We start from the raw sequence: 22,585 nt of genomic DNA on the forward strand, positions 1-22,585 counted from the left end.
CGCCTCGATCGCCGTCCTGGCGCCTACTCCACGAACAGTCCCCGTACGGCGGCGCGCGCGTCGAACTGCTCCAGCCGCGCCTGAGCGTCCGGCAGGTCGTCGCACATGGCCTCCAGCAGAACGCGGCCCAGCAGCATCGGCGCGCACGCCGTGTCGAACGCGAGGCCGGTGCCGACGGCGGCGGGGAGCAGCAGGTCGGACACCTTCGCGACCGGCGCGAACGCCGAGTCCGCGACCGTGACGACGGTCAGCCCGGCCTCCTTCGCGTAGCCGAGGGCGTCGACGACCTCACGCGGGTGGCGGGGCAGCGCGAAGCACAGCAGGGCCGTGGCCCCGGCCCGTACGGCCGCGTCGATCCGGTCCTGGAGCATCGTGCCGCCCTCGTGCAGCAGCCGGACGTCGGGGTGCACCTTGGCGGCGAAGTAGGCGAAGCCGTAGGCCTGGGAGGCGGCGGCGCGCAGCCCGAGGACGGGCAGCGGGCGGGACGCGGCCAGCAGGCGCCCCGCCCTCGCGACCGGACGCGGGTCGGCGAGCACGGCGGCGAGGTGACGCAGATTCTCGATCTCGGCCTCGACGGCCTGCTGGTACTCGTTGTACGAGGCGGTGTCGGCGGCCGGTTCGGCGGGCGCCACCTCGCGCAGGTGCTTGCGCAGCGCGGGGTAGCCGTCGAAGCCGAGCGCGACCGCGAAGCGGGTGACGGAGGGCTGGCTGACTCCGGCGAGTTCGGCGAGTTCGACACTGGACAGGAACGGCACGTCGGCGGCGCTGCGCACCATGCTGTGGGCGATGCGCCGCTGGGTCGGTGTGAGCCGGCGCCCTTCGAAGAGGCTCTGGAGCCGTCCGGCGGGGCTGTCGCTCACACGGAGGTCGCCCTCCGCGCCGCCGTCCGCCGTCGTCTCGCCCAACCCCGTCGCCCTGCCGTCCCCCATGGCCTCGCCGTTCCCCATGGCTTCGCCGCTCCCCATCGCCTTGCCGTCCCCCATCGCCTTGCCGTCCCCGTCCCTGTCGCCGTCCGCGGCCCTGTCGCTGACCGTGCTCATGACGTGCTCCCCCTACGGAACGCCCCGCACGCGCGCGGGCTCCGGCGTGCGGCGAGCGAGGCGACGCCCGCCTGCTCCTCGACGCCCCGGGAGAGTACAGCGTGGCCGGGCGGGCCGGGCGCGGAGAAGGCCCGCAGGTCAGGCGTCACCGCCCACGACGGGTTCACGATCCGGGACGACACCGCGCGCACCCCCTTCTATTCAGGTACCAAGAACTCTGCATGACGATATGCAGACCGGGCAAGGGGCGTCGTCCGGGGGCTCGGCCCCGCCGCAACAGGGGGGCTATCCCCAGTGCCACGCGCATCGCGGCTGCCTAACGTGATGGACATGACCGGTATGAACGCCCGCCATGACGACGCGGAGCTGAAGAAGGAACTCGACGCCACCCTGCACGCGCGCAAGGAGCTCGGCGAAGAGTACGAGTCCGCGCTGGTCGACTCCTTCCTGGAGAAGGTCGAGCAGCGCCTCGACGGTGCCGTCGACCGCCGGGTGCGGCGCCGGCTCGCCGAACAGCAGATGGTCGTGGCGCGCGGCGCGCGGGCACCCCAGTCGTCCGACTCCTGGGGTGAGCGCTTCGGCTTCGGGATCGTCTCGCTGGTCCTCGCGATCCCGCTGTCCGCGATCGGCGTGGTGAACGCGCACCTGCCCGGTCTGCTCGTCGCCTGGGGCGGGATCGTCGGGGTGAACGTGGTCCAGGCGGCGCGCCTCTCCCCGGGCTTCTTCGGCCGGCGCGGGAACCGGCCGGAGTCGGACTGGGAGGAGTAGGCGCCGGAAAGGGACGCCGGTGCGCGCGGAAGGACTCTGTGAAGGGGCGCGTCGCGGGGCGGGGAACAGGCGCCGCACAGTCCCGTACGGCATACGAAAGGGCCCGGCACTCGGGACGGGTGCCGGGCCCTTCGACGTATTGCGCGGGGACCGCCGCACCCCCGGTGAAGGGGGGCGGGACGACGGCGGTCCCCGCGAGGGACGCGGGCCGGGTCAGGACCGGGCTTGCGCGTCCTAGGCGTCCATGGAGGTCCGGGAGCCGCTCCGGAGGTCCTTGGCGCCGTTTGACGCCGGCCTGGCGGGGAGCCGCTCCCGCCCTGCCGACACCCACCAATGTGCCGGACCCGTGTTAAGCGGGTGCTGCGCGGACGTGACGCGCTCGTACCACTTCCGCGAAGTTCACCCCGGCCGGAGCCGGAAGATCCACACGGATCCGACACTTCGAGCGAAAGCCCTGCTCCGGCCCTTGACGGGCCGGGCGGCCTCAGGCCCTGGTGCCGCCCTTGGCCAGGAAGGACAGCAGGTCCTGCCGGCTGACGACACCGGTGGGCTTGCCCTCCACGAGCACGATCGCCGCGTCGGCGCGACCGAGCACGGACATCAGGTCGGCGACCGGCTCGCCGGAACCGACCTGGGGCAGCGGCGAGGACATGTGCTTCTCCAGCGGGTCCTCCAGGGAGGCCCGCTTGGTGAACAGCGCGTCGAGGAGCTCGCGCTCCACGACCGACCCGATGACCTCGGCGGCCATGACGTCCGGGTGACCGGCGCCCGGCTTGACGATCGGCATCTGCGAGACGCCGTACTCGCGCAGCACCTCGATGGCCTCGCCGACGGTCTCCTCCGGGTGCATGTGGACGAGCGACGGGATGGAGCCGCCCGCCTTGTCGTTCAGCACGTCGGCGACACGGGCGCTCGGGCCGGTGTCCTCCAGGAATCCGTAGTCGGCCATCCACTCGTCGTTGAAGATCTTGCTGAGGTAGCCGCGCCCGCTGTCGGGGAGCAGCACCACGACGACGTCGTCCGGGCCGAGGCGCTCGGCGACGCGCAGCGCGGCCACGACGGCCATGCCGCAGGAGCCGCCGACGAGGAGCCCCTCCTCCTTGGCCAGCCGCCGCGTCATCTGGAAGGAGTCCTTGTCGGACACGGCGACGATCTCGTCCGCGACCGTACGGTCGTACGCGGTCGGCCAGAAGTCCTCGCCGACGCCCTCGACGAGGTAGGGCCGGCCGGAACCGCCGGAGTAGACGGACCCCTCGGGGTCGGCGCCGACGACCTGCACCTTGCCGTCACTGGCGTCCTTCAGATACCGGCCGGTACCGGAGATCGTGCCGCCGGTGCCCACACCCGCGACGAAGTGGGTGATCTTCCCCTCCGTCTGCTCCCACAGCTCGGGGCCGGTCGAGTGATAGTGCGACAGGGGGTTGTTCGGGTTGGAGTACTGGTCGGGCTTCCAGGCGCCCGGGGTCTCCCGCACCAGCCGGTCGGAGACGTTGTAGTACGAGTCCGGGTGCTCCGGGTCGACGGCGGTGGGGCAGACCACGACCTCGGCCCCGTACGCGCGCATCACGTTGATCTTGTCGGTGGAGACCTTGTCGGGGCACACGAAGATGCACTTGTACCCCTTCTGCTGCGCCACGATGGCGAGCCCGACACCGGTGTTGCCGCTCGTCGGCTCGACGATCGTGCCGCCGGGCTTGAGGTCGCCGCTCTCCTCCGCGGCCTCGATCATGCGCATGGCGATGCGGTCCTTCACGGATCCGCCGGGGTTGAAGTATTCGACCTTCGCCAGGACGGTCGCCTGGATGCCCGCGGTCACGTTGTTGAGTCTCACCAGCGGGGTGTTGCCGACGAGACTGATCATCGAGTCGTGGAATTGCACCGTTGTCTCCGGAGCTGCGTTTTCAACAGGAATGGTCTCGTCAGCCTACGGCCCTGCGCAGCCGTTCACCCGCAGTTGAGATTGGCCCACCCGCTCTTCGGGGCAAGCAGTGGTTGTACGGCTACAGGAGGTGGCGGCGACGGATGTCGAGCATGTCGAGGGCGAGGGTGGCCCGGCGGATCGCCGCGGGCGCGGCGTACGGCGGGGGCGGTGTCGGGCTGGTGGGGGCGGCGGCCGTCGGTCTGGTGCTGGCCGAGGTGCAGCTGGTGAAGCGGCATGTGGGCAACGGACACGCTCCCTACGCCCCGCGTGCGGACGGTCTGTACGGGTACGACTACGCCGGCGCCTCCCCTGACGAACCGCCGCTGCGGCTGACGATGCTCGGCGACTCGACGGCCGCAGGCCAGGGCGTGCGCAGGGCCCGGCAGACGCCGGGCGCGCTGCTGTCCTCGGGGCTCGCGGCCGTGGCCGAGCGGCCGGTGGAGCTGTGCAATGTGGCGCTGCCCGGTGCCCAGTCGGACGACCTGGACCGGCAGGTCGCGCTCGCCCTCACGGACGGTTCCCGGCTGCCCGACGTCTGCGTGATCATGATCGGCGCGAACGACGTGACGCACCGGATGCCGCCGACGCGTTCCGTCCGTCATCTGTCCGCGGCGGTACGCCGGCTGCGCACGGCCGGTGCGGAGGTGGTCGTCGGCACCTGTCCCGACCTGGGCACGGTCGAGCAGGTCCAGCAGCCGCTGCGCTGGCTGGCGCGGCGCGCGTCCCGCCAGCTCGCCGCCGCCCAGACGATCGGGACGGTCGAGCAGGGCGGCCGCACGGTGTCGCTGGGCGACCTGCTGGGCCCGGAGTTCGCGGCGAACCCCCGTGAGCTGTTCGGCCCCGACCACTATCACCCCTCGGCCGAGGGGTACGCGACGGCCGCCATGGCCCTGCTGCCCACGGTCTGCGCGGCGCTCGGCCTCTGGCCCGCGGAGGAAGAGCGTCCGGACGTCTCGCGCCACGAGGGGTTCCTGCCGGTGGCCCGTGCGGCTGCGGAGGCCGCGTCCGAGCCCGGCACCGAGGTCACCGCCGCGATGCCCACCGGGCCCCGCGGCCCCTGGGCCCTCCTCAAACGCCGCCGCCGCCAACGCCTCCCGGCAACGGACCCGGCCCCGACCCCCCTCAACTGACCCCCGGCGGGACACCGGGCGGACGGTACCCGGCCGCGGGTACGTGGGGGCTGGGCGCGCAGTTCCCCGCGCCCCTGGCCCCGTCACCCAGCCCGGCACCGAACACCCAGCCCCGCTCCGGGCAGCCCCGCACCCGGCCGCGGCTCCGTGGGGGCCGGCCGCGCAGTTCCCCGCGCCCCGGGGCCTCCCACCCCAGCCGGTGCCGAACGTCCAGCCCCCTCCGGGCAGCCCCGCACCCAGCTGCGGCTCCGCGAGGGCCGGCCGCGCAGTTCCCCGCGCCCCTGGGTCTCTCACCCCGGGCGGCGGAAAGATTCAGCCCCTCCGGCGATTGAGGAGCGGGGTCCGGGGCGGAGCCCCGGGGGCGGCTGCCCCGGCGCGGGGGCACCTCCTCATCCCGGCCGGGAGAAACACCCCCCAAGGCGCCCCCGCCAGCAAAAAGCAAGCGCTTAGAAAAGTGCGGCCGGTGTCACACACCCAGACCGGTGACCTCGACGGTACGTACGGGTAACTTCCCAGACAGCCCTGCACACTTCCCGTACGCCAATGGAGCCGTGATGCCCGAAGCCGTGATCGTCTCAGCCACCCGCTCCCCGATCGGCCGCGCCTTCAAGGGCTCCCTGAAGGATGTGCGCCCCGACGACCTGACCGCCACGATCATCCAGGCCGCCCTCGCCAAGGTGCCCGAGCTCGACCCGAAGCTCATCGACGACCTGATGCTCGGCTGCGGCCTCCCCGGCGGCGAGCAGGGCCACAACCTCGGCCGCATCGTGGCCGTGCAGATGGGAATGGACCACCTCCCGGGCTGCACGATCACCCGTTACTGTTCCTCGTCCCTCCAGACCTCCCGCATGGCCCTGCACGCCATCAAGGCGGGCGAGGGCGACGTCTTCATCTCGGCGGGCGTCGAGATGGTGTCGCGGTCGATCAAGGGCACCTCCGACGGCATGCCCGACACCCACAACCCCCTCTTCGCCGACGCCGAGGCCCGCACCCTCGACGTCGCCCAGTCGGAGGGTTCGACCTGGCACGACCCGCGCGAGGACGGCCTGATCCCGGACGCGTACATCGCGATGGGCCAGACCGCCGAGAACCTGGCCCGCCTCAAGGGCGTCACCCGCCAGGACATGGACGAGTTCGGCGTGCGCTCGCAGAACCTCGCCGAGGAAGCCATCAAGAACGGCTTCTGGGCCCGCGAGATCACCCCGGTCACGACCCCGGACGGAACGGTCGTCAGCACGGACGACGGCCCCCGCGCGGGCGTGACCCTGGAGGGCGTCCAGGGCCTCAAGCCGGTCTTCCGCCCCGACGGCATGATCACCGCGGCCAACTGCTGCCCGCTGAACGACGGCGCCGCCGCCCTCGTGATCATGTCCGACACGAAGGCCCGCGAGCTCGGCCTGACCCCGCTCGCCCGCATCGTCTCGACCGGCGTCACCGGCCTCTCCCCCGAGATCATGGGCCTCGGCCCGGTGGAGGCGAGCAAGCAGGCGCTCAGCCGCGCCGGCCTCACCGTCGACGACATCGACCTGTTCGAGATCAACGAGGCCTTCGCCGCCCAGGTGATCCCGAGCGCCCGCGACCTGGGCATCCCGCTGGACAAGCTGAACGTGAACGGTGGCGCCATCGCCGTCGGCCACCCCTTCGGCATGACCGGCGCCCGCATCACCGGCACCCTGATCAACAGCCTCCAGTTCCACGACAAGCAGTTCGGCCTGGAGACCATGTGCGTCGGCGGCGGCCAGGGCATGGCGATGGTCATCGAGCGTCTCAGCTGACAGTCATGACCCGTTCCCGTGACGGGATTTGAACCCAGCGTGAACGAATCGGCCCAGAAGCCCGGAACCACCGGGCCTCTGGGCCGATTTGTGATCCAATCCCTTCCAAGATGTGACCTATGTCCCCTCGGATGGGTATTCCCGCAGGTCAGGTGTGTTCACGGTTAAACCTGAGGGCCAAAGTCCTGTCCTTTTCGTGACGTTACGCACTGACAGTTTGATGGTTCGCCCTTCAAGCTGATGTAGGAAGTCGGGGGCCGACTTTGAACCGGGAGTACGTCAGTGAGCGCCATGTCGATTGCTCTGCCGCTCGCCACCGCCGCCACAGCGGCCGTGGGCGTCGCCGTTCTGCACACCCTGCGGGGTCTGCGTCGGCAGGTCGCGGCCCTGCACAGCGAACTCGTCGCGAGCCGCGCCAGTGCGGCGCGGGGTCTCGTACCCGCGGCGCGCGGATCCGCCGACGCGGACGAGATACGCACGGCCGTGGCCGACGCGCTGGCCGAGGAGCGGGAGCGGGAACTCGCCGAGGCGCGGGCCTTCTGGGCCGCCCAGGAGACGCGTGACGCCTCCGACGCGCCGTCGCTGCTCGGGCTGCCGGACAACGAGCTGTTCCTGCCACGCCACTCGGACTTCGTGGGCCTGGACCACCTGGAGCCGGTCGCCGAGACCGGCACGGACCTGGAGGAGTTCCTCCAGACCGGTACCGCCGGCGACTCCCCGGAACTCGCCGCGGCCCGCCGCCGTCACCCCTCGCACCCGGACTTCGTCCCGGTCCAGTCACCGGTGGTCAACGACCACGAACGCACGGTGGCCCGCCTGGAGGAGCTCGCCGAGTCCCGTACGGAACTGGCGGACGTGCGCCCCGGCCCGCTCGGCACGCTCGACGTCTACGTCTTCGCCGACGGCACGACCCTGTGCATGACCCCCGGCCACCGAGAGACCGCGCAGCGGCTCGCCGCCGCCCTGACGGCGGGAGAGACCCCGGTCCTGCTCGGCGGCTCCGGCGTCTCGGGCGCGTACGCCCTGACCTTCTCCTTCGGCGAGGAGAGCGTCTACATCCTGGCGGACCGGGTCATAGCGTCGCTGTGACGTCGGCCCTCTGGGAGGGGGACCGCACGGCATCCCGCGCGCCGGAGTCGACCGGGAGGTTCAGACCCCGGCGCGTTTCTGTGCCTCGGCCACGAGCGTGACCGCTTCCGCCAGTTCCTCCTCGTTCTTCAGTACGAGGGCCAAGTCGTGCGCGGCGACCGTGATTTGGTCGGCGGCGGCGAACATCCCGGCGTCGGGCATCTCCCGGGGCTCCCCCGACGGGTCCTCGACCCGCTGGGCGCGCAGCGCGAACTCCCTGGCCAGCCCCAGCGCCTCCGCCGCGGCACTGCGTTGCAGGCGGCTCTGCGGGGCGGCCCGCAACCGGTCGGCGAAGTGGTCCACGGCTCGGGTCAACGGCGTCGTATCCAGCACGCCGCGAGACTACGCGCAGCGACGGGACTGTTGCCAACGACCCAACCCTCAGGCACGGTGGCGTGAAGGACCGGCTTACATCCCCTTTGCGTTCGGAGGCGCCGATGTCCCAAGTCTTCTCCGCGGAGACCCATCGCAACCTGCTCGCCCGCATCCCCCATTGCACCGGTCGTGAGATCTCCGACTGGCTTCGCACCGTCGACGAAGGCCCCGCCCTCTTCCGTTTCGAGGAGAAGGTCAGCTGGCTCCGCGCCGAGCACGACCTCGCGTACGGCCACGCCAAGGCGATCATTCACGAGTACGACCTGAGGAGGGCCGCGCGCAAACTCCTGTGAGCGCGCACCACCGCGACGACCGGCGTCCGACCACGACCCGGCACCCGACGACAAAGGGCCCGCGAACTGGTGGTTCGCGGGCCCTTCAGGTCAGCTGACGGCCTGTCCGGCCGCCGGCGTCACTAGTCTCTGCCGCTGAAGATGGCGACCAGCCGCAGCATCTCGATGTAGATCCACACGAGGGTCATGGTCAGGCCGAACGCGGCCAGCCACGCCTCTTCCTTCGGCGCACCGTAGGTGATGCCGTCCTCGATCTGCTTGAAGTCGAGGGTCAGGAAGAACGCGCCGATCAGGATCGCGAGGATGCCGACGATCGCGCCCAGCGGGCCGCTGCTGCGCAGTCCGCCGTCCGGGGCGACACCGAAGACGACCAGCAGCAGGTTCACCGCCATGACGGCGATGAAGGCGATGGCGATGGTCAGGCCGATGCGCGCGTACCGGGCGGTGACCCGGATCCAGCCCGCCTTGTAGACGAGCAGGGTCGCGCCAGTGACCGCCATGGTGCCGAGCACGGCCTGGAAGGGCGCGCCGTTCCACTGCGCGTTGTACATCTCGCTGATGACACCGAGGAAGACGCCCTCGAAGGCGGCGTACCCGATGATCAGCGCGGGCGAGGCGGTGCGCTTGAAGGACTGCACCATCGCGAGCACGAAGGCGACCAGGGCGGAGCCGATGGCCAGGCCGTAGCTCGTGCTGGAGACCGGCAGCAGCGCCCAGGCGAGGACGGCGCCGACGACGACGGTGCCGAGCGTCATGGCCGAGCGCATGACGACGTCGTCCATCGTCATACGGCCGGTGGTGACCGGGGCCTGCGGCGGAGCGCCCTGCTGGAGGCCCTGCTGTGCGTACGGGTTCTGCGCGTAGGGGTTGCCGCCCTGCTGGGCGTACGGGTTCCCCTGCGTGCCGACAGCGGGTCCCCCGGCCTGCGGCGCCGCGTTGAAGCCCGCGTAGCCGTTGTCGCGGCTGAACCCCCGTCGCGAGAAGACCGGGTTACTGCTCCTCATTTCACTCCTCCATGGCCACCCTTGTGGCCTTGGCTCAAGAGTAATAGGTAGGCAAAGGATTGACCCTAGTGCTTGGGGAGGATCTTTCCCTCGTTGTGCCACCGTACGCGTGTGTCCCCTGGCACGCCCGTACTGGTACTAAGCCGTGACACCGGCTTCCGGGGAAACGGCTTCACGGGGCACCTTCCCCCTCAAGCCGCCTTGATCACCCGCTATTCCCGCTGTTCGCCGAGAGGGAAGCCCGTGTACCCCTCCGCGAGGTCCGCCGCGGCCGCGCGTGAGCTCGCGATCCGCTCCAGGCGGGCTCGCTGGACGCGCTCCTCGAAGGGCGTCGCGGCGGGATCGCGGTGCAGCAGGGCGGTCATGTCGTACGAGAACCGCTCGGCCTGCCACACCCGGCGCAGACAGGTCTCGGAATAGGCGTCGAGCCGCTCCGCCGATCCGGTGTCCCTGAGGTGGATCAGGGCGCGGGCGAAGGTGACGACGTCGCCGACGGCGAGGTTGAGGCCCTTGGCCCCGGTCGGCGGCACGATGTGGGCGGCGTCCCCGGCGAGGAAGAGCCGGCCGTGCCGCATCGGCTCGTGGACGTAACTCCTCATGGGGGTGACGGACTTGGAGGTGATGGGGCCGCGCCGCAGCTTCCAGTCGTCGTCGGTCTCCAGGCGCCGCTCGAGCTCGTCCCAGATCTCCTCGTCGCCCCACTCCCCCGCGTCCGTGCCCTCGGGCACCTGGAGGTAGAGGCGGGAGACGGTGGGCGAGCGCATGCTGAGCAGGGCGAAGCCGCGGTCGTGGCGGGCGTAGACGAGCTCGTCGTGCGAGGGCGCGACGTCGGCGAGGATGCCGAGCCAGCCGAAGGGGTAGGAGCGTTCGAAGGTGCGGGAGAGCGCGGCGGGCACGGCCTTGCGGGCGACACCCCAAAATCCGTCGCAGCCGACGACGTAGTCGCACTCCAGCACGTCCTCGCGCCCCTGGTGCCGGAACCGCACCCGGGGCCGGTCGCCCTCGGCCCCCTCGACGGCCAGGGCCTCGGCCTCGAAGAGCAGCGGTCCGCCCTCGTGGATCTGGAGCGCGACGAGGTCCTTGCACACCTCGGTCTGGGCATACACCATCACCGAGCGCCCGCCGGTGAGCGCCGGGAAGTCGATCCGCCGCCGCTTCCCCTCGTACCGCAGCTCGATCCCGTCGTGCCGCAGCCCCTCCCGGTCCATCCGCTCACCGGCCCCGGCCGCGCGCAGCACGTCCACGGTCCCCTGTTCGAGGATCCCGGCCCGCTGCCGCTGTTCCACGTAGGCCCGGTCCCGGCTCTCCAGGACCACGGACTCGATCCCGGCGCGGTGCAGCAGCCGGGCCAGGAGCAGTCCGGCGGGCCCGGCGCCGACGATCCCGACGGTGGTCCGCATCGGCATACCCACACCTTCCCTCGATGTTCGCGAAGTGAACTTTCCTTCACCTCATCGGGAGTCTCCGCCGCCACGGAAGCGATGTCAACGGCCGGGGTCGGGGTCGGGGGTCGGCGGCGGAAGCGCTGCGCGAGCCTCGCCGACCCGTGCGACGGCGGGCGCGAACGCGAGGGCGGGACGGAACGAGGGCCCGACGGCCTTTCAGGGCCCGCCACGAAGCGGGAGGATGTGAGCCGCGCGGGGATGAGCGTCCGTGACCCGACGACGGGTCACGGACGGCCACCGGACACGTGCGGGAATGCCTCACCCGAAGGGTCACCGGGTGAGGCCGCGTGCCCGGAACCGGACTTGAACCGGTACGCCCGCGAGGGGCAGCGAGGTTTAAGCTCGCCGTGTCTGCATTCCACCATCCGGGCAGACCATGGGCTCCGCATCGAGGTTCCGAGCCTATCGGGGCGCGTCACCCGAACAGCGGGCGTGCGTACCGATGTTGTCTTATTTTATTGATGTCTGAGGGTGCATCAGTACGCCGCACAGGCCGTCAGCACTTGCCACCAGCCTCCCGGACGCGCTGAGCGCCCGTACGCGGATTGACGGAATTTCACCGTCCGAACGCGATCACGACGAGCTCCGGACGCGCTCCCTGGCCGGCCGCCCGGAGCGGGACCGCGCGCCGGCCGCTCCCCGGGCCCGACCCGGACGGCTCTCAGGGAACTCCGTCATCCCCAGGTATGACGCGACCGCTCGCGGTCCGACCCGAGGCTGCCCCCGGAACCGGAACAGCGGGTGACTACATCCCGCGGATCGGCGCGGACGATGGAACACGACCCCATCAACGTCATCGACGTCGTCGTACCGACAGGAGCACCCTTCCGTGACCACCACTCCCCTCGCCGGCACAAGCACCGCGGTCGCAGCCCGCGCCACGGAACTGTCGAAGGTCTACGGGCAGGGCGAGACCCAGGTGGTCGCGCTCGACCGGGTCACCGTCGACTTCCGGCAGGCCGAGTTCACCGCGATCATGGGTCCCTCGGGGTCGGGCAAGTCCACGCTGATGCACTGCGTGGCCGGGCTGGACACCTTCTCCTCCGGCTCGGTGCGCATCGGCGACACCGAACTCGGCTCCCTGAAGGACAAGCAGCTCACCAAGCTGCGCCGGGACAAGATCGGCTTCATCTTCCAGGCGTTCAACCTGCTGCCGACGCTGAACGCCCTGGAGAACATCACCCTCCCGATGGACATCGCGGGCCGCAGGCCCGACAAGGAGTGGCTGGACAGCGTCATCAAGATGATCGGCCTCGCCGACCGCCTGGGCCACCGCCCCTCCCAGCTCTCCGGCGGCCAGCAGCAGCGCGTCGCCGTCGCCCGCGCCCTCGCCTCCCGCCCCGAGATCATCTTCGGCGACGAGCCGACGGGGAACCTCGACTCGCGCGCGGGCGCGGAGGTCCTCGGCTTCCTGCGCAACTCCGTACGGGAGCTGGGCCAGACCGTGGTGATGGTGACGCACGACCCGGTGGCCGCCGCCTACGCGGACCGCGTCGTCTTCCTCGTCGACGGACGGATCGTCGACGAGGTGTACGAGCCGACCGCCGACGCCGTGCTGGACCGGATGCGGAACCTTCCCGGGGGAAACCCCAAGGCCCCCGGACTCGACGGCACGGGCCTCGCCGGTTGACGCGGGCCGAGACCTTCCGACGCTCCCTCACCCCCGTACACCTGGACTGAGACAGACCATGCTCCGTACCGCCTTGCGCAACGTGTTCGCGCACAAGGCCAGGCTCCTGATGACCGTGCTCGCCGTCCTGCTCGGCGTCGCCTTCGTCTCGGGGACCCTGGTCTTCACCAACACCATCTCGGACGCCTACCAGAAGAGCTCCGCCAAGGGCTTCGACCAGGTCGACGTCGCCATCCGCCCCAAGAGCGCGGCGGACACGGACGACACCCTCGGCAGGAGGCACGAACTGACCCGGCCCCTGCTCGACAAGGCGGCCGGAGTACCGGGAGCGGCCTCCGCGATCGGTGTCGTCAACGGCTTCACCGCCATAGCCGGCAAGGACGGCAAGCTCATCGGCGGCGGCTTCCAGTCGCAGGGCGGCAACTACTGGAGCGACGACGACCCCCGCTATCCCCTGACGGCCGGGCACGCGCCGCACGGCACCGGCGAGATCGCGATCGACGCCGAGACCGCCAGGCGGGCCGGCTACAAGGTCGGCGACACCGTGCGCCTCTCGGTCGACGGCCCCGTCCTCGAGCCCGTCGTGGCCGGCGTCTTCCGCACGGACGACGGCAACGTGGCCGCCGGCGGCAGCCTCGCCCTGTTCGACACGGCCACCGCGCAACGGCTGTTCCACTCGGCCGGCACCTACGACGAGATCGACGTGAAGGCCGCGCCGGGCACCAGCCAGCGCGCCCTGCGCGAGGCGCTCGACGCCGTCGTACCGAAGGAGGTCGCCTCCACCGTCACCGGCCGGCAGCTCGCCGACGACCAGGCCGAGCAGATCTCCGCGGCGATGAGCGGCATGAAGACCGGCCTGCTGGTCTTCGCCGGTATCGCGCTGTTCGTCGGCACGTTCATCATCGCCAACACCTTCACCATGCTGGTCGCCCAGCGCACCAAGGAGCTGGCGCTGCTGCGCGCCGTCGGCGCCTCCCGCCGCCAGGTCACCCGGTCGGTGCTGATCGAGGCCTTCGTGGTCGGCGCGGTCGCGGCCGTCGGCGGGCTCGCCGCGGGCATCGGCATCGGCGCCGCGATGCGCTCCCTGATGGGCACGCTCGGCGCCACGGTGCCGGACGGCCCGCTGGTCGTCTCGCCCGGCACCGTCGCCACGGCGCTGCTCGTCGGCGTCCTCATCACGATGCTGGCCGCCTGGCTGCCGGGCCGCCGCGCCGCGAAGATCCCGCCGGTCGCCGCGATGAGCAGCGTCCACGCGAAGGCCACGACGAAGTCCCTGGTCCTGCGGAACACGATCGGCGCCCTGCTCGCCGCCGCGGGTGTCGCCGTGGTCCTCTACGCCACGACGATGGACGGCTCGGACGGGCAGGCCCCGATGGGTCTCGGCGCGGTGCTGCTCATCATCGGCGTCTTCGTCCTCACCCCGCTGCTGTCCCGCCCGCTGATCGCGGCGGCGGCTCCGGTCCTGCGGATCTTCGGGATCTCGGGCAAGCTGGCCCGGCAGAACTCGGTGCGCAATCCGCGCCGTACGGCCGCCACCGCCTCGGCGCTGATGATCGGTCTCACGCTGATCACCGGCATGACGGTGATGGCGGGCAGCCTGCAGAAGTCGATCGACAAGATGGCCAGTTCGGCGATCAAGGCGGACTACGTCGTGTCGATGGCCAACGGCAACTCCCTCTCCCCGGACATCGAGAGGAAGCTCGCCGCGGTCGACGGCGTCACCGACACCAGCCCGCTGCGCAACGCGCCCTCCCGCATCGACCGGCAGACGGAGTTCCTGACCGGCGTCAAGGGCGCGGCCATCGGAGAACTCACCGATCTCGACGTCACCGAGGGCTCCTTCAAGGTCGGCGGCACCGGGGTCGTGGTCGACTCGGACACCGCCGGGTCGCACGGCTGGAAGGCCGGCTCCCGCTTCCAGGTCTCCTACGAGGACGGCGCGAAGCAGAGCCTGACCGTCGCCGGGGTGTACGAGGCCAACGAGATGATCCGGGGCATCATCCTCGACAACGCCACGCTCTCCCCGCACCAGCGTGGCGGTGCCTCCGACATGCAGGTCATGGTGAAGACGGCGGGCGGCGCCTCGGCCGCGGTCAAGGACCGGCTGGAGAAGGCCCTCGGCGACAACCCCGCCGTCAAGGTCCAGGACAAGCAGGACATCTCCGACGGCATCGCGCAGATGTTCACGCTGATGCTGAACATGCTCTACGGCCTGCTGGCGATGGCGGTGATCGTCGCCGTCCTCGGCGTCGTCAACACCCTCGCGATGTCGGTCTTCGAGCGCTCGCAGGAGATCGGGATGCTCCGCGCGATCGGCCTGGACCGCAAGGGCATCAAGCGGATGGTCCGTCTGGAGTCCCTGGTCATCTCGCTCTTCGGCGGCGTCCTCGGCATAGGTCTCGGCGTGTTCTTCGGCTGGGCGGCCGGCCAGTTGCTGGGCAGCAGGATGTCGACGTACGAACTGGTCCTGCCCTGGGGCCGGATGGCGCTCTTCCTCCTGCTCGCGGCGACGGTCGGCGTCCTGGCGGCGCTCTGGCCGGCCCGCCGGGCGGCCCGGCTGAACATGCTGACGGCGATCAAGTCGGAGTGACGGGCCGGGGCCGCCGGCCCCGCCGCACAGGTGAGGGGCCCGTTCCGGACGGAACGGGCCCCTCACCTGTCTCCGGCCGCTCCGCGTCAGTTCCAGGTTCTCGCCCGCAGCGGCATCCCGGACCGGCCGGCCCCGCCCTGGGCCTTCACCGCCAGGACCTGGTTGACGCCGATCTGGTTGCGTTCGAAGGCGACCGCGCTGGCCGCCATGTACAGGCGCCAGACACGGGCCCGGCCGGCCCCGGTCAGCCGGACGGCACGGGACCACCCGTCCTCCAGATTGGCGACCCAGCGGCGCAGGGTGAGCGCGTAGTGCTCGCGCAGGACCTCGACGTCACGCACCTCGAACCCGGCCCGTTCGAGCTGCGTCACGGTCGTCCCGACGGGCGCGAGTTCGCCGTCGGGGAACACATAGGCGTCGATGAACGGGTCGACGGCGTACGACGACTCGTCACGCTGCGGACGCCGGGCGATCTGGTGGTTGAGCAGCCGGCCGCCGGGTTCGAGGAGGCCGCCGAGCACCTCGGCGTACTCCAGGTAACGCTCGGCGCCGACGTGTTCGGCCATGCCGATGGAGGAGATCGCGTCATACGGCCCGTCGGTGACGTCCCGGTAGTCCTGCACCCTGATCTCCACCCGGTCGGTCAGGCCCTCCTCCGCGACCCGTTTACGGGCGTACGCGGCCTGTTCCTGCGACAGCGTCACCCCGACCACCCGCACGCCGTGGTCGCGGGCGGCGTGCACGGCCATCGAGCCCCAGCCGCAGCCGACGTCGAGGAGCCGCTGACCGGGCTTCAGAGCCAGCTTCCGGGCGACGAGTTCGAGCTTGTCGCGCTGCGCCTCCTCCAGGGTGCCGCCGTCCTCCCAGTAGGCGCACGAGTAGACCATGGACGGGCCGAGGACGATCTCGTAGAAGTCGTTGCCGACGTCGTAGTGGTGGCTGATGGCGCTCCGGTCGGTGCGCCTGGTGTGCAGGTGGCGGTGCCGGCGCACCTCCTCGGCTGGCGGGGCGGGCGGCAGCGGCAGTCCGGCCATCCTCACCAGCCCGCGGACCGCGGCACGCACCTCGGGGTCGCGCAGCGCCGCCCCGAGCCCGCGCGCGTCCTCGGAGCGCTCCCAGACGAGCCCGGAGATCAGGTCCAGCGCGGTGTACAGGTCCCCCTCGATGCCGAGGTCACCGGAGACCCAGGCGCGGGCGAGTCCCAACTCGCCCGGCTTCCACAGCAGTCGGCGCAGGGCCCGCCGGTTGCGGACGACGAGCACCGGAGCCGCGGGCGGACCCGCTTCCGAACCGTCCCAGGCGCGCACGCGCAACGGGAGCGGGGCTCCCAGCAACTGTTCGACAAGCCCTTTGAGACGCGGCGCGGCGTCCTGCATGGCGTACACCTCCGAGACAACACTCCCGAACGCTCCGACACCACGTAAACATCTACCCCCTCGGCGGGCAGTCCCTCTTCCACGACACAGATTCGTAAAATGTGTGTACGCACCACGCGTCGAACTCCGCGGCGGGCGTGGCGAGCGGTCCGGGGAACGCCGAAGGGGCCGCCCGCACCACGGATGGCGGGCGGCCCCTTCGGGGCGTTCGGTGACCGGAGGTCAGGAGGCCTTGGCCTTCTCCTCGGTCTTGACGGCGGGCGCCGGGGCGGCCGGAGCCGGCTTGGCGGCCTCGTAGAACTCCTCGCGCGGAGTCTCCATGGCGCCCAGGGAGACGACCTCGCGCTTGAGGAACATCGCGAGCGTCCAGTCCGCGAAGACGCGGATCTTGCGGTTCCAGGTCGGCATGGCGAGACCGTGGTAGCCACGGTGCATGTACCAGGCGAGACGGCCCTTGAGCTTGATCTTCATCTTGCCCATGACGATCATCGCGACGCCCTTGTGCAGACCGAGACCGGCCACGGCGCCCTTGTTGGCGTGCGCGTACTCCTTCTGCGGGAAGCCCCGCATACCGGAGATCACGTTGTCGCCGAGGATCTTGGCCTGACGCAGCGCGTGCTGGGCGTTCGGCGGGCACCAGGCGTTCTCGACACCGGCCTTGCGGGCGGCGACGTCCGGGACCTGGGCGTTGTCGCCCGCGGCCCAGATGTAGTCCGTGCCCTGCACCTGGAGGGTGGTCTGGGTGTCCACGTGGCCACGCGGGCCGAGCGGCAGACCGAAGCGGGAGAGAACGGGGTTCGGCTTGACGCCGGCCGTCCAGACGATCGTGTTGGAGTCGACCTCGAGGCCGTTCTTCAGCACCACGTGGCCGTCGACGCAGGAGTCCATCGAGGTGGAGAGGTAGATCTCCACACCGCGGCTCTCCAGGTGCTCCTTGCCGTACTGGCCGAGCTTGGGGCCGACCTCGGGAAGGATCTTGTCCGCGGCGTCGACGAGGATGAAGCGCATGTCCTCGCGGGACACGCTGCTGTAGTACTTGGCCGCGTCGCGGGCCATGTCCTCGACTTCACCGATGGTCTCGGCGCCGGCGAAGCCGCCACCCACGAAGACGAAGGTCAGCGCCTTGCGGCGGACGTCCTCGTCCGTGGTGGAGTCGGCCTTGTCGAGCTGCTCGAGGACGTGGTTGCGCAGGCCGATGGCCTCCTCGATGCCCTTCATGCCGATGCCCTGCTCGGCGAGGCCGGGGATCGGGAAGGTGCGGGAGACCGCGCCCATCGCGATGACGAGGTAGTCGAAAGGCAGCTCGTACGCCTCGCCCACGAGGGGGGCGACCGTGGCAACCTTGCGGTCCTGGTCGATGGTGGTGACCCGGCCGGTGAGGACCTCCGCCTTGGGAAGTACACGCCGCAGCGGGACGACGACGTGCCGCGGCGAGATGCTGCCGGCGGCTGCTTCGGGGAGGAAGGGCTGGTAGGTCATGTACGACCGGGGGTCGACGACCGTGACGGTCGCCTCTCCGTAGCGCATCTGCTTGAGGATGCGCCGAGCTGCGTACAGGCCTACGTACCCACCGCCTACTACGAGGATCCTGGGACGCTCCGTGGTGCTCATGCCATCGAGTATCCACCTGCTTCCGGGGGGTCGCTCGTGCGCCCCTTCACAAGCTTGGGCAGGGGCTCTGCTACACTCCGCCGCCCTCGTGATCGAGGCCATGGCGGCAGGGGTGGACCACCGTGCGGTTCGTACCGTTGTCAACACCGCGTGAGCTGCGGCCCAACCTGTTCGGCCCAGCGGACCGCACCTGTGTTTCACGGCCCTGAAACGCTGCCGCAACGCTTCACCGAGCATGCTGCCGGACCGCCGTGGCCCCGCGAAAGGGCCCAAGTGGCCCCTTCGTCGCCCGGCAGGGGCCTTTTCCTTGTGAAGAACTTCACGAAGTTTCTCGACGGGGCCTCGCCGGAGGGGTTCCAGAACCCCCTCGGGCACGCTCATACGCTATCCGAGCCGCTCAGCCGAGGCTACCGAGCAGTAGTAAAGGAGACCAGTGCCACGCCCGCGCGGCACCGCCGGACGACCTCCGCGGCGCCGCCGGACGACCCCCACGGCACTGCCGGACAGGGCCTCCAGGAGCCCCGCGCGGCCGCTGGAGCCGCGACGGCCCCGGCCCCCTCGGAAAAGGGACGCCGGGGCCGTCTCACGCCCGTTCTCGACGCGTCACCGTGCGTCGGTCGCCCTGTCGCCGGCTTCGGCGTCCTCGGCGACCTTGAAGGCGATGCCGTCGAGGATGTCGTGCTCGCTGACGACGACCTCCTCCGCCCCGGACCGCTCCATGATCGAGAGCAGGACGAGGGCGCCGGCCCCGATCACGTCCACCCGGCCCGGGTGCATCGAGGGAACGGCTGCGCGCTCGGCGTGGGTGGAGCGCAGCAGCCACTCGGTGATCTCGCGGACGCGTGCGCGGGAGACGCGGGAGTGGTGGATCCGCTCGGAGTCGTACGCGACGAGGTCCAGCGCGATCGCCGCGATCGTGGTGACCGAGCCGGCCAGCCCCACCAGGGTGCGCGCCTCGCGCAGCGGGACCGTCTCCTCGGCGAGGTCGAGGGCTGCCTCGATGTCGGCGCGCATGGCCGCGACCTGTTCGGCCGTGGGCGGGTCGGTGACAACACCGTCGCGGACGAGGTGACGTTCCGTCATCCGCACGCAGCCGATGTCCACGGAGCGGGCCGCGCGCACCCCCTCGGCGCCGACGACGAACTCGGTCGAGCCGCCGCCGATGTCCACGACCAGGTAGGGCGTGGCGAGGTCGTCGCGCCCGGCCAGCTCCTTGGTCGCGCCGGTGAAGGAGAACTCGGCCTCCTGGTCCCCGGTGACGACCTCCGGCTCGACGCCGAGGATGTCCAGCACGCCGCGCACGAACTCGTCCCGGTTCTCGGCGTCCCGGGAGGCCGAGGTGGCGACGAAGCGCAGCCGCTCGGCGCCGTGCTCCTTGATGGCCTCCGCGTACGCGCGGCAGGCGGCGAAGGTCCGCTCCAGCGCCTCGGGGGCGAGCCGGCCGGTGCGGTCGACGCCCTGGCCCAGCCGGACGACGGTCATCCGCCGGTCCAGGTCGGTGAGTTCGCCCGTCCGCGGGTCGGCGTCGGCCACCAGGAGCCGGATGGAGTTCGTACCGCAGTCGACGGCGGCGACGCGGGTCACCGGCCGTCCTCGGCGGAACCTGCGGCCTCCGTGGAACCGGTGGACTCGGCGGAACCGGCGGCCTCCGTGGAACCGGTGGACTCGGCGGAGCCCTCCGCCTTCGGCCCCTCGCCGGCCGGCGGTCCGGCCTGGGTGACACACGCGCCCTTGCGCCACCACTCCGGCAGCATCGCGATGGCCTCGTCGCCGAGCGGGTTGACGCCCGGCCCGGCGGCCAGCGAGTGCGCCACCAGGACGTGCAGGCACTTCACCCGGTCCGGCATGCCGCCCGCGCTCGGGAAGCCCTCAAGGACCTCGATGGCGTCACGGCGCGCGATGTAGTCCTCGTGGGCGGCGCGGTAGGCCGCGGCCAGTTCGGGGTCGGTGGCCAGCCGTTCGGTCATCTCCTTCATGACCCCGTTGGCCTCCAGCGTCCCGATCGCGGACGCGGCCCGCGGGCACGTCAGGTAGTACGTGGTCGGGAACGGCGTCCCGTCGGGGAGGCGGGGCGCCGTCTCCACCACGTCCGGCTGGCCGCAGGGGCAGCGGTGCACGATCGCGCGCAGCCCGCGCGGGGGCCGTCCGAGCTGCTGCTTGAAGGCCTCGACGTCGGCGTCGGTGGGCTCGGTGCGCGGGGTGGTGGGCGGTGGCGTTTCCATGCCGTGAGTCACGTGTCTTTCTGGTCAGTTCATGGGGCGTCAGTGGTCGGCGGCGTCGGACTTGTCCACGCCGTCCCAGACATTGGTGTACCAGGGGCGGTCTGCGGTGCCCCGTTCGGCACGGGACTGCTTCGCGGCGTCCGGGTCGATCACGACGTACCCGGTCTCTCCCGGCATCACATAGTGCAGCCGCTGCCGGATCTGCTGCTCGGCGAACGCGTCGTCCTGCCAGCGCGCCTTGAGGTCGCGCAGCTGCTCGACCCGCTGGCGGGCCTGCTCCCGCTGCCGCTCCACGTCGCCGATCTGGGCGCGCTGCGAGACGTACTGCCGCATCGGGTACGCGAGGGCGACGATGAGGGAGCACAGGACCATGGCCAGCAGCGCGGCCCGGCCGGTCAGCCGGGAGCGGCGCGCCTGCCGCTTGGTCTGGGAGCGGTAGACCCTGGCCGCCGTCTGCTCGCCGAGCAGCTTCAGCCTGGTCGAGGTGGAGAACCGGTCCCGGTCCTTCACGGCCATGATTCCCGCCTCCCCAGTACCGGCCCGTCGTAGAGGCCCGTCACGTGCGTACGTCCCCGCACACGGTACGGGACCGGGTACGGGGACGTACGGAGGACGCTGCCTGAGCCGTGCGGGGGCTCAGCCCTTGAAGCGCGGGAAGGCGCTGCGGCCGGCGTACACCGCGGCGTCGTCGAGGATCTCCTCGATGCGCAGGAGCTGGTTGTACTTGGCGACACGGTCCGAGCGGGCCGGGGCGCCGGTCTTGATCTGACCGCAGTTCACGGCGACCGCGAGGTCGGCGATGGTGACGTCCTCGGTCTCGCCGGAGCGGTGGGACATCATGCACTTGAAGCCGTTGCGCTGGGCCAGCTCGACGGCGTCCAGGGTCTCGGTCAGCGAGCCGATCTGGTTGACCTTGACGAGCAGGGCGTTGGCGGAGCCCTCCTCGATGCCGCGGGCCAGGCGCTCCGGGTTGGTGACGAAGAGGTCGTCGCCGACGATCTGGACCTTGTCGCCCAGCTGGTCGGTGATGACCTTCCAGCCGGCCCAGTCGTCCTCGTACAGCGGGTCCTCGATGGAGACGAGCGGGTACGCCGCGACGAGCTCGGCGTAGTACTCGGTCATCTCGGCGGCGGAGCGCTCCTTGCCCTCGAAGGTGTAGACGCCGTCCTTGTAGAACTCGGAGGCGGCGACGTCGAGGGCGAGGGCGATCTGCTCGCCGGGGGTGTAACCGGCCTCCTTGATGGCCTCGAGGATGAGGTCGAGGGCGGCGCGGTTGGACTCCAGGTTCGGGGCGAAGCCGCCCTCGTCGCCGAGGCCGGTGGACAGACCCTTGGTCTTCAGCACCTTCTTGAGGGTGTGGTAGACCTCGGCGCCCCAGCGCAGGGCCTCGGAGAAGGACTCCGCGCCGATCGGGGCGATCATGAACTCCTGGATGTCCACGTTGGAGTCGGCGTGCGAGCCGCCGTTCAGGATGTTCATCATCGGAACGGGCAGCAGGTGCGCGTTCGGGCCGCCCAGGTAGCGGAAGAGCGGCAGGTCGGACGCCTCGGAAGCGGCGTGCGCGACGGCGAGCGAGACGCCGAGGATGGCGTTGGCGCCGAGCGAGCCCTTGTTGTCGGTGGCGTCCAGGTCGAACATCGCCTGGTCGATCAGGCGCTGCTCGGTGGCGTCGTAGCCGACGAGCTCCGGGCCGATCTGCTCGATGACGGCGAGGACGGCCTTCTCGACACCCTTGCCCTGGTAGCGGTTGGGGTCACCGTCGCGAAGCTCGATGGCCTCGAAGGCTCCGGTGGAGGCGCCGGACGGAACGGCGGCACGACCCGTGCTGCCGTCGTCGAGGCCGACCTCGACCTCGACCGTGGGGTTGCCTCGGGAGTCCAGGATTTCCCGGGCTACGACGACGTCGATGGACGGCACGAGCATCTCCTTATTGGGATGTGACGCGGGTACGCAGGACTCGGCAGCCCTGCGGGATGAGCCTAACCGGCCCACGGGGATCGGCCAGCCGATCGACCACCCCTTGAGCGGAACCGAGCGTACACATTGTTCCTGAACGGAACAAAAAAGGAAATGAAAAACCCCGCTCCGGCGCGTGCGGGGGAACACGCGCCGGAGCGGGGAGCCCGTGGGGACGGGGACCCTCACCGGGCCTTTCCCAAAAAGACCCGGTTCGGAAGGGGAACTGTCGTGCGTCTCGTACGCGAGCCGGAATCCGGCCCGGGAGCGAGCGCGCGCCGCCCGAGAGATGGTCGCCCTCCGCCGAAGGCGACCACACGG

18 protein-coding genes and 1 tRNA gene are annotated in these 22,585 nt (G+C 71.0%); 7 read left to right on the forward strand and 12 right to left on the reverse strand.

Translation table 11 applies throughout. The features are described from left to right. Nucleotides 1-23 precede the first annotated feature (23 nt). A complete protein-coding gene (locus ACF07B_RS14780) occupies nucleotides 24-1,040 on the reverse strand; it encodes a MurR/RpiR family transcriptional regulator (RefSeq protein ID WP_392179244.1) in 1,017 nt (338 codons plus the stop codon). Between the two features lie 330 nt (nucleotides 1,041-1,370). Between ACF07B_RS14780 and ACF07B_RS14785 the strand changes: the two genes are divergently transcribed. After that, entirely contained in the window at nucleotides 1,371-1,808 is a 438-nt protein-coding gene (locus ACF07B_RS14785) for a hypothetical protein (protein WP_392179245.1), read from the forward strand. Between the two features lie 484 nt (nucleotides 1,809-2,292). On the opposite strand, the gene ACF07B_RS14790 is transcribed toward ACF07B_RS14785, so the two are convergent. Beyond that, complete coding sequence (locus ACF07B_RS14790; RefSeq protein ID WP_362405045.1) at nucleotides 2,293-3,687, reverse strand: cystathionine beta-synthase; 1,395 nt, start codon at nucleotides 3,685-3,687, stop codon at nucleotides 2,293-2,295. A gap of 143 nt (nucleotides 3,688-3,830) precedes the next feature. On the opposite strand from ACF07B_RS14790, the gene ACF07B_RS14795 reads away from it, so the two are divergent. From ACF07B_RS14795 to ACF07B_RS14805, 3 genes are all read left to right on the forward strand, one after another. Next, a complete protein-coding gene (locus tag ACF07B_RS14795; protein ID WP_362405042.1) occupies nucleotides 3,831-4,859 on the forward strand; it encodes an SGNH/GDSL hydrolase family protein in 1,029 nt (342 codons plus the stop codon). Between the two features lie 554 nt (nucleotides 4,860-5,413). Next, nucleotides 5,414-6,634, forward strand: coding sequence for an acetyl-CoA C-acetyltransferase (locus ACF07B_RS14800; protein WP_392179246.1), 1,221 nt, complete (start codon nucleotides 5,414-5,416; stop codon nucleotides 6,632-6,634). Nucleotides 6,635-6,916: 282 nt separating this feature from the next. Beyond that, nucleotides 6,917-7,723: a hypothetical protein gene (locus ACF07B_RS14805; RefSeq protein ID WP_369483767.1), complete on the forward strand. Its 807-nt coding sequence runs from the start codon at nucleotides 6,917-6,919 to the stop codon at nucleotides 7,721-7,723. Nucleotides 7,724-7,783: 60 nt separating this feature from the next. Here ACF07B_RS14805 and ACF07B_RS14810 read toward each other — a convergent pair whose 3' ends face one another. Further along, on the reverse strand, nucleotides 7,784-8,095 hold the full coding sequence (locus tag ACF07B_RS14810; protein WP_326787337.1) for a hypothetical protein: 312 nt from the start codon (nucleotides 8,093-8,095) through the stop codon (nucleotides 7,784-7,786). A 104-nt stretch (nucleotides 8,096-8,199) separates the two neighbouring features. Here ACF07B_RS14810 and ACF07B_RS14815 point away from each other — a divergent pair, with 104 nt between their 5' ends. Then, nucleotides 8,200-8,430: a DUF4287 domain-containing protein gene (locus tag ACF07B_RS14815; protein WP_217452571.1), complete on the forward strand. Its 231-nt coding sequence runs from the start codon at nucleotides 8,200-8,202 to the stop codon at nucleotides 8,428-8,430. A gap of 122 nt (nucleotides 8,431-8,552) precedes the next feature. Here ACF07B_RS14815 and ACF07B_RS14820 read toward each other — a convergent pair whose 3' ends face one another. The 3 genes from ACF07B_RS14820 to ACF07B_RS14830 all read right to left on the reverse strand — a co-directional run bounded on the left by ACF07B_RS14820 (nucleotide 8,553) and on the right by ACF07B_RS14830 (nucleotide 11,250). Then, nucleotides 8,553-9,434: a Bax inhibitor-1/YccA family protein gene (locus tag ACF07B_RS14820; RefSeq protein WP_362405032.1), complete on the reverse strand. Its 882-nt coding sequence runs from the start codon at nucleotides 9,432-9,434 to the stop codon at nucleotides 8,553-8,555. A gap of 212 nt (nucleotides 9,435-9,646) precedes the next feature. Next, nucleotides 9,647-10,834 (reverse strand): 4-hydroxybenzoate 3-monooxygenase, encoded by a 1,188-nt coding sequence (locus ACF07B_RS14825; RefSeq protein ID WP_392179526.1) that lies wholly within the window; start codon nucleotides 10,832-10,834, stop codon nucleotides 9,647-9,649. A gap of 333 nt (nucleotides 10,835-11,167) precedes the next feature. Next, nucleotides 11,168-11,250 (reverse strand) — tRNA-Leu (locus ACF07B_RS14830). Between the two features lie 458 nt (nucleotides 11,251-11,708). Between ACF07B_RS14830 and ACF07B_RS14835 the strand changes: the two genes are divergently transcribed. Together ACF07B_RS14835 and ACF07B_RS14840 are read left to right on the forward strand one after the other, a co-directional pair. Further along, entirely contained in the window at nucleotides 11,709-12,509 is an 801-nt protein-coding gene (locus ACF07B_RS14835) for an ABC transporter ATP-binding protein (RefSeq protein WP_392179247.1), read from the forward strand. 58 nt (nucleotides 12,510-12,567) lie between these two features. Next, nucleotides 12,568-15,099, forward strand: a complete 2,532-nt coding sequence (locus ACF07B_RS14840; RefSeq protein ID WP_392179248.1) for an ABC transporter permease — start codon at nucleotides 12,568-12,570, stop codon at nucleotides 15,097-15,099. Between the two features lie 86 nt (nucleotides 15,100-15,185). Here the strand turns inward: ACF07B_RS14840 and ACF07B_RS14845 are convergent, their stop codons facing one another. The 6 genes from ACF07B_RS14845 to eno all read right to left on the reverse strand — a co-directional run bounded on the left by ACF07B_RS14845 (nucleotide 15,186) and on the right by eno (nucleotide 22,231). Next, nucleotides 15,186-16,475 (reverse strand): class I SAM-dependent methyltransferase, encoded by a 1,290-nt coding sequence (locus tag ACF07B_RS14845; protein ID WP_392179249.1) that lies wholly within the window; start codon nucleotides 16,473-16,475, stop codon nucleotides 15,186-15,188. A gap of 222 nt (nucleotides 16,476-16,697) precedes the next feature. Continuing rightward, the gene (locus ACF07B_RS14850) at nucleotides 16,698-18,086 is read right to left on the reverse strand and encodes an NAD(P)/FAD-dependent oxidoreductase (protein WP_326787331.1); all 1,389 of its coding nucleotides are present in this window, start codon (nucleotides 18,084-18,086) and stop codon (nucleotides 16,698-16,700) included. Between the two features lie 603 nt (nucleotides 18,087-18,689). Then, nucleotides 18,690-19,670, reverse strand: a complete 981-nt coding sequence (locus ACF07B_RS14855; protein WP_392179250.1) for an exopolyphosphatase — start codon at nucleotides 19,668-19,670, stop codon at nucleotides 18,690-18,692. Then, on the reverse strand, nucleotides 19,667-20,308 hold the full coding sequence (locus tag ACF07B_RS14860; RefSeq protein ID WP_392179251.1) for a DUF501 domain-containing protein: 642 nt from the start codon (nucleotides 20,306-20,308) through the stop codon (nucleotides 19,667-19,669). The genes ACF07B_RS14855 and ACF07B_RS14860 overlap by 4 nt, the downstream gene beginning before the upstream one ends. 39 nt (nucleotides 20,309-20,347) lie before the next feature. After that, entirely contained in the window at nucleotides 20,348-20,824 is a 477-nt protein-coding gene (locus ACF07B_RS14865; RefSeq protein ID WP_392179252.1) for a septum formation initiator family protein, read from the reverse strand. Between the two features lie 120 nt (nucleotides 20,825-20,944). Beyond that, entirely contained in the window at nucleotides 20,945-22,231 is a 1,287-nt protein-coding gene (eno, locus tag ACF07B_RS14870; protein WP_362405011.1) for a phosphopyruvate hydratase, read from the reverse strand. Nucleotides 22,232-22,585 lie beyond the last annotated feature (354 nt).

Origin of the sequence: Streptomyces sp. NPDC015532 (assembly GCF_043078065.1) — a bacterium.
GTDB lineage: Bacteria > Actinomycetota > Actinomycetes > Streptomycetales > Streptomycetaceae > Streptomyces.

Coding starts and splice junctions, on each gene's coding strand:
- ACF07B_RS14780 (WP_392179244.1), bottom strand. CDS start 1,040: ATGAGCACGGTCAGCGACAGGGCCGCGGACGGCGACAGGGACGGGGAC.
- ACF07B_RS14785 (WP_392179245.1), top strand. CDS start 1,371: ATGACCGGTATGAACGCCCGCCATGACGACGCGGAGCTGAAGAAGGAA.
- ACF07B_RS14795 (WP_362405042.1), top strand. CDS start 3,831: ATGTCGAGCATGTCGAGGGCGAGGGTGGCCCGGCGGATCGCCGCGGGC.
- ACF07B_RS14800 (WP_392179246.1), top strand. CDS start 5,414: ATGCCCGAAGCCGTGATCGTCTCAGCCACCCGCTCCCCGATCGGCCGC.
- ACF07B_RS14815 (WP_217452571.1), top strand. CDS start 8,200: ATGTCCCAAGTCTTCTCCGCGGAGACCCATCGCAACCTGCTCGCCCGC.
- ACF07B_RS14820 (WP_362405032.1), bottom strand. CDS start 9,434: ATGAGGAGCAGTAACCCGGTCTTCTCGCGACGGGGGTTCAGCCGCGAC.
- ACF07B_RS14825 (WP_392179526.1), bottom strand. CDS start 10,834: ATGCGGACCACCGTCGGGATCGTCGGCGCCGGGCCCGCCGGACTGCTC.
- ACF07B_RS14840 (WP_392179248.1), top strand. CDS start 12,568: ATGCTCCGTACCGCCTTGCGCAACGTGTTCGCGCACAAGGCCAGGCTC.
- ACF07B_RS14845 (WP_392179249.1), bottom strand. CDS start 16,475: ATGCAGGACGCCGCGCCGCGTCTCAAAGGGCTTGTCGAACAGTTGCTG.
- ACF07B_RS14850 (WP_326787331.1), bottom strand. CDS start 18,086: ATGAGCACCACGGAGCGTCCCAGGATCCTCGTAGTAGGCGGTGGGTAC.
- ACF07B_RS14860 (WP_392179251.1), bottom strand. CDS start 20,308: ATGGAAACGCCACCGCCCACCACCCCGCGCACCGAGCCCACCGACGCC.
- ACF07B_RS14865 (WP_392179252.1), bottom strand. CDS start 20,824: ATGGCCGTGAAGGACCGGGACCGGTTCTCCACCTCGACCAGGCTGAAG.
- eno (WP_362405011.1), bottom strand. CDS start 22,231: ATGCTCGTGCCGTCCATCGACGTCGTCGTAGCCCGGGAAATCCTGGAC.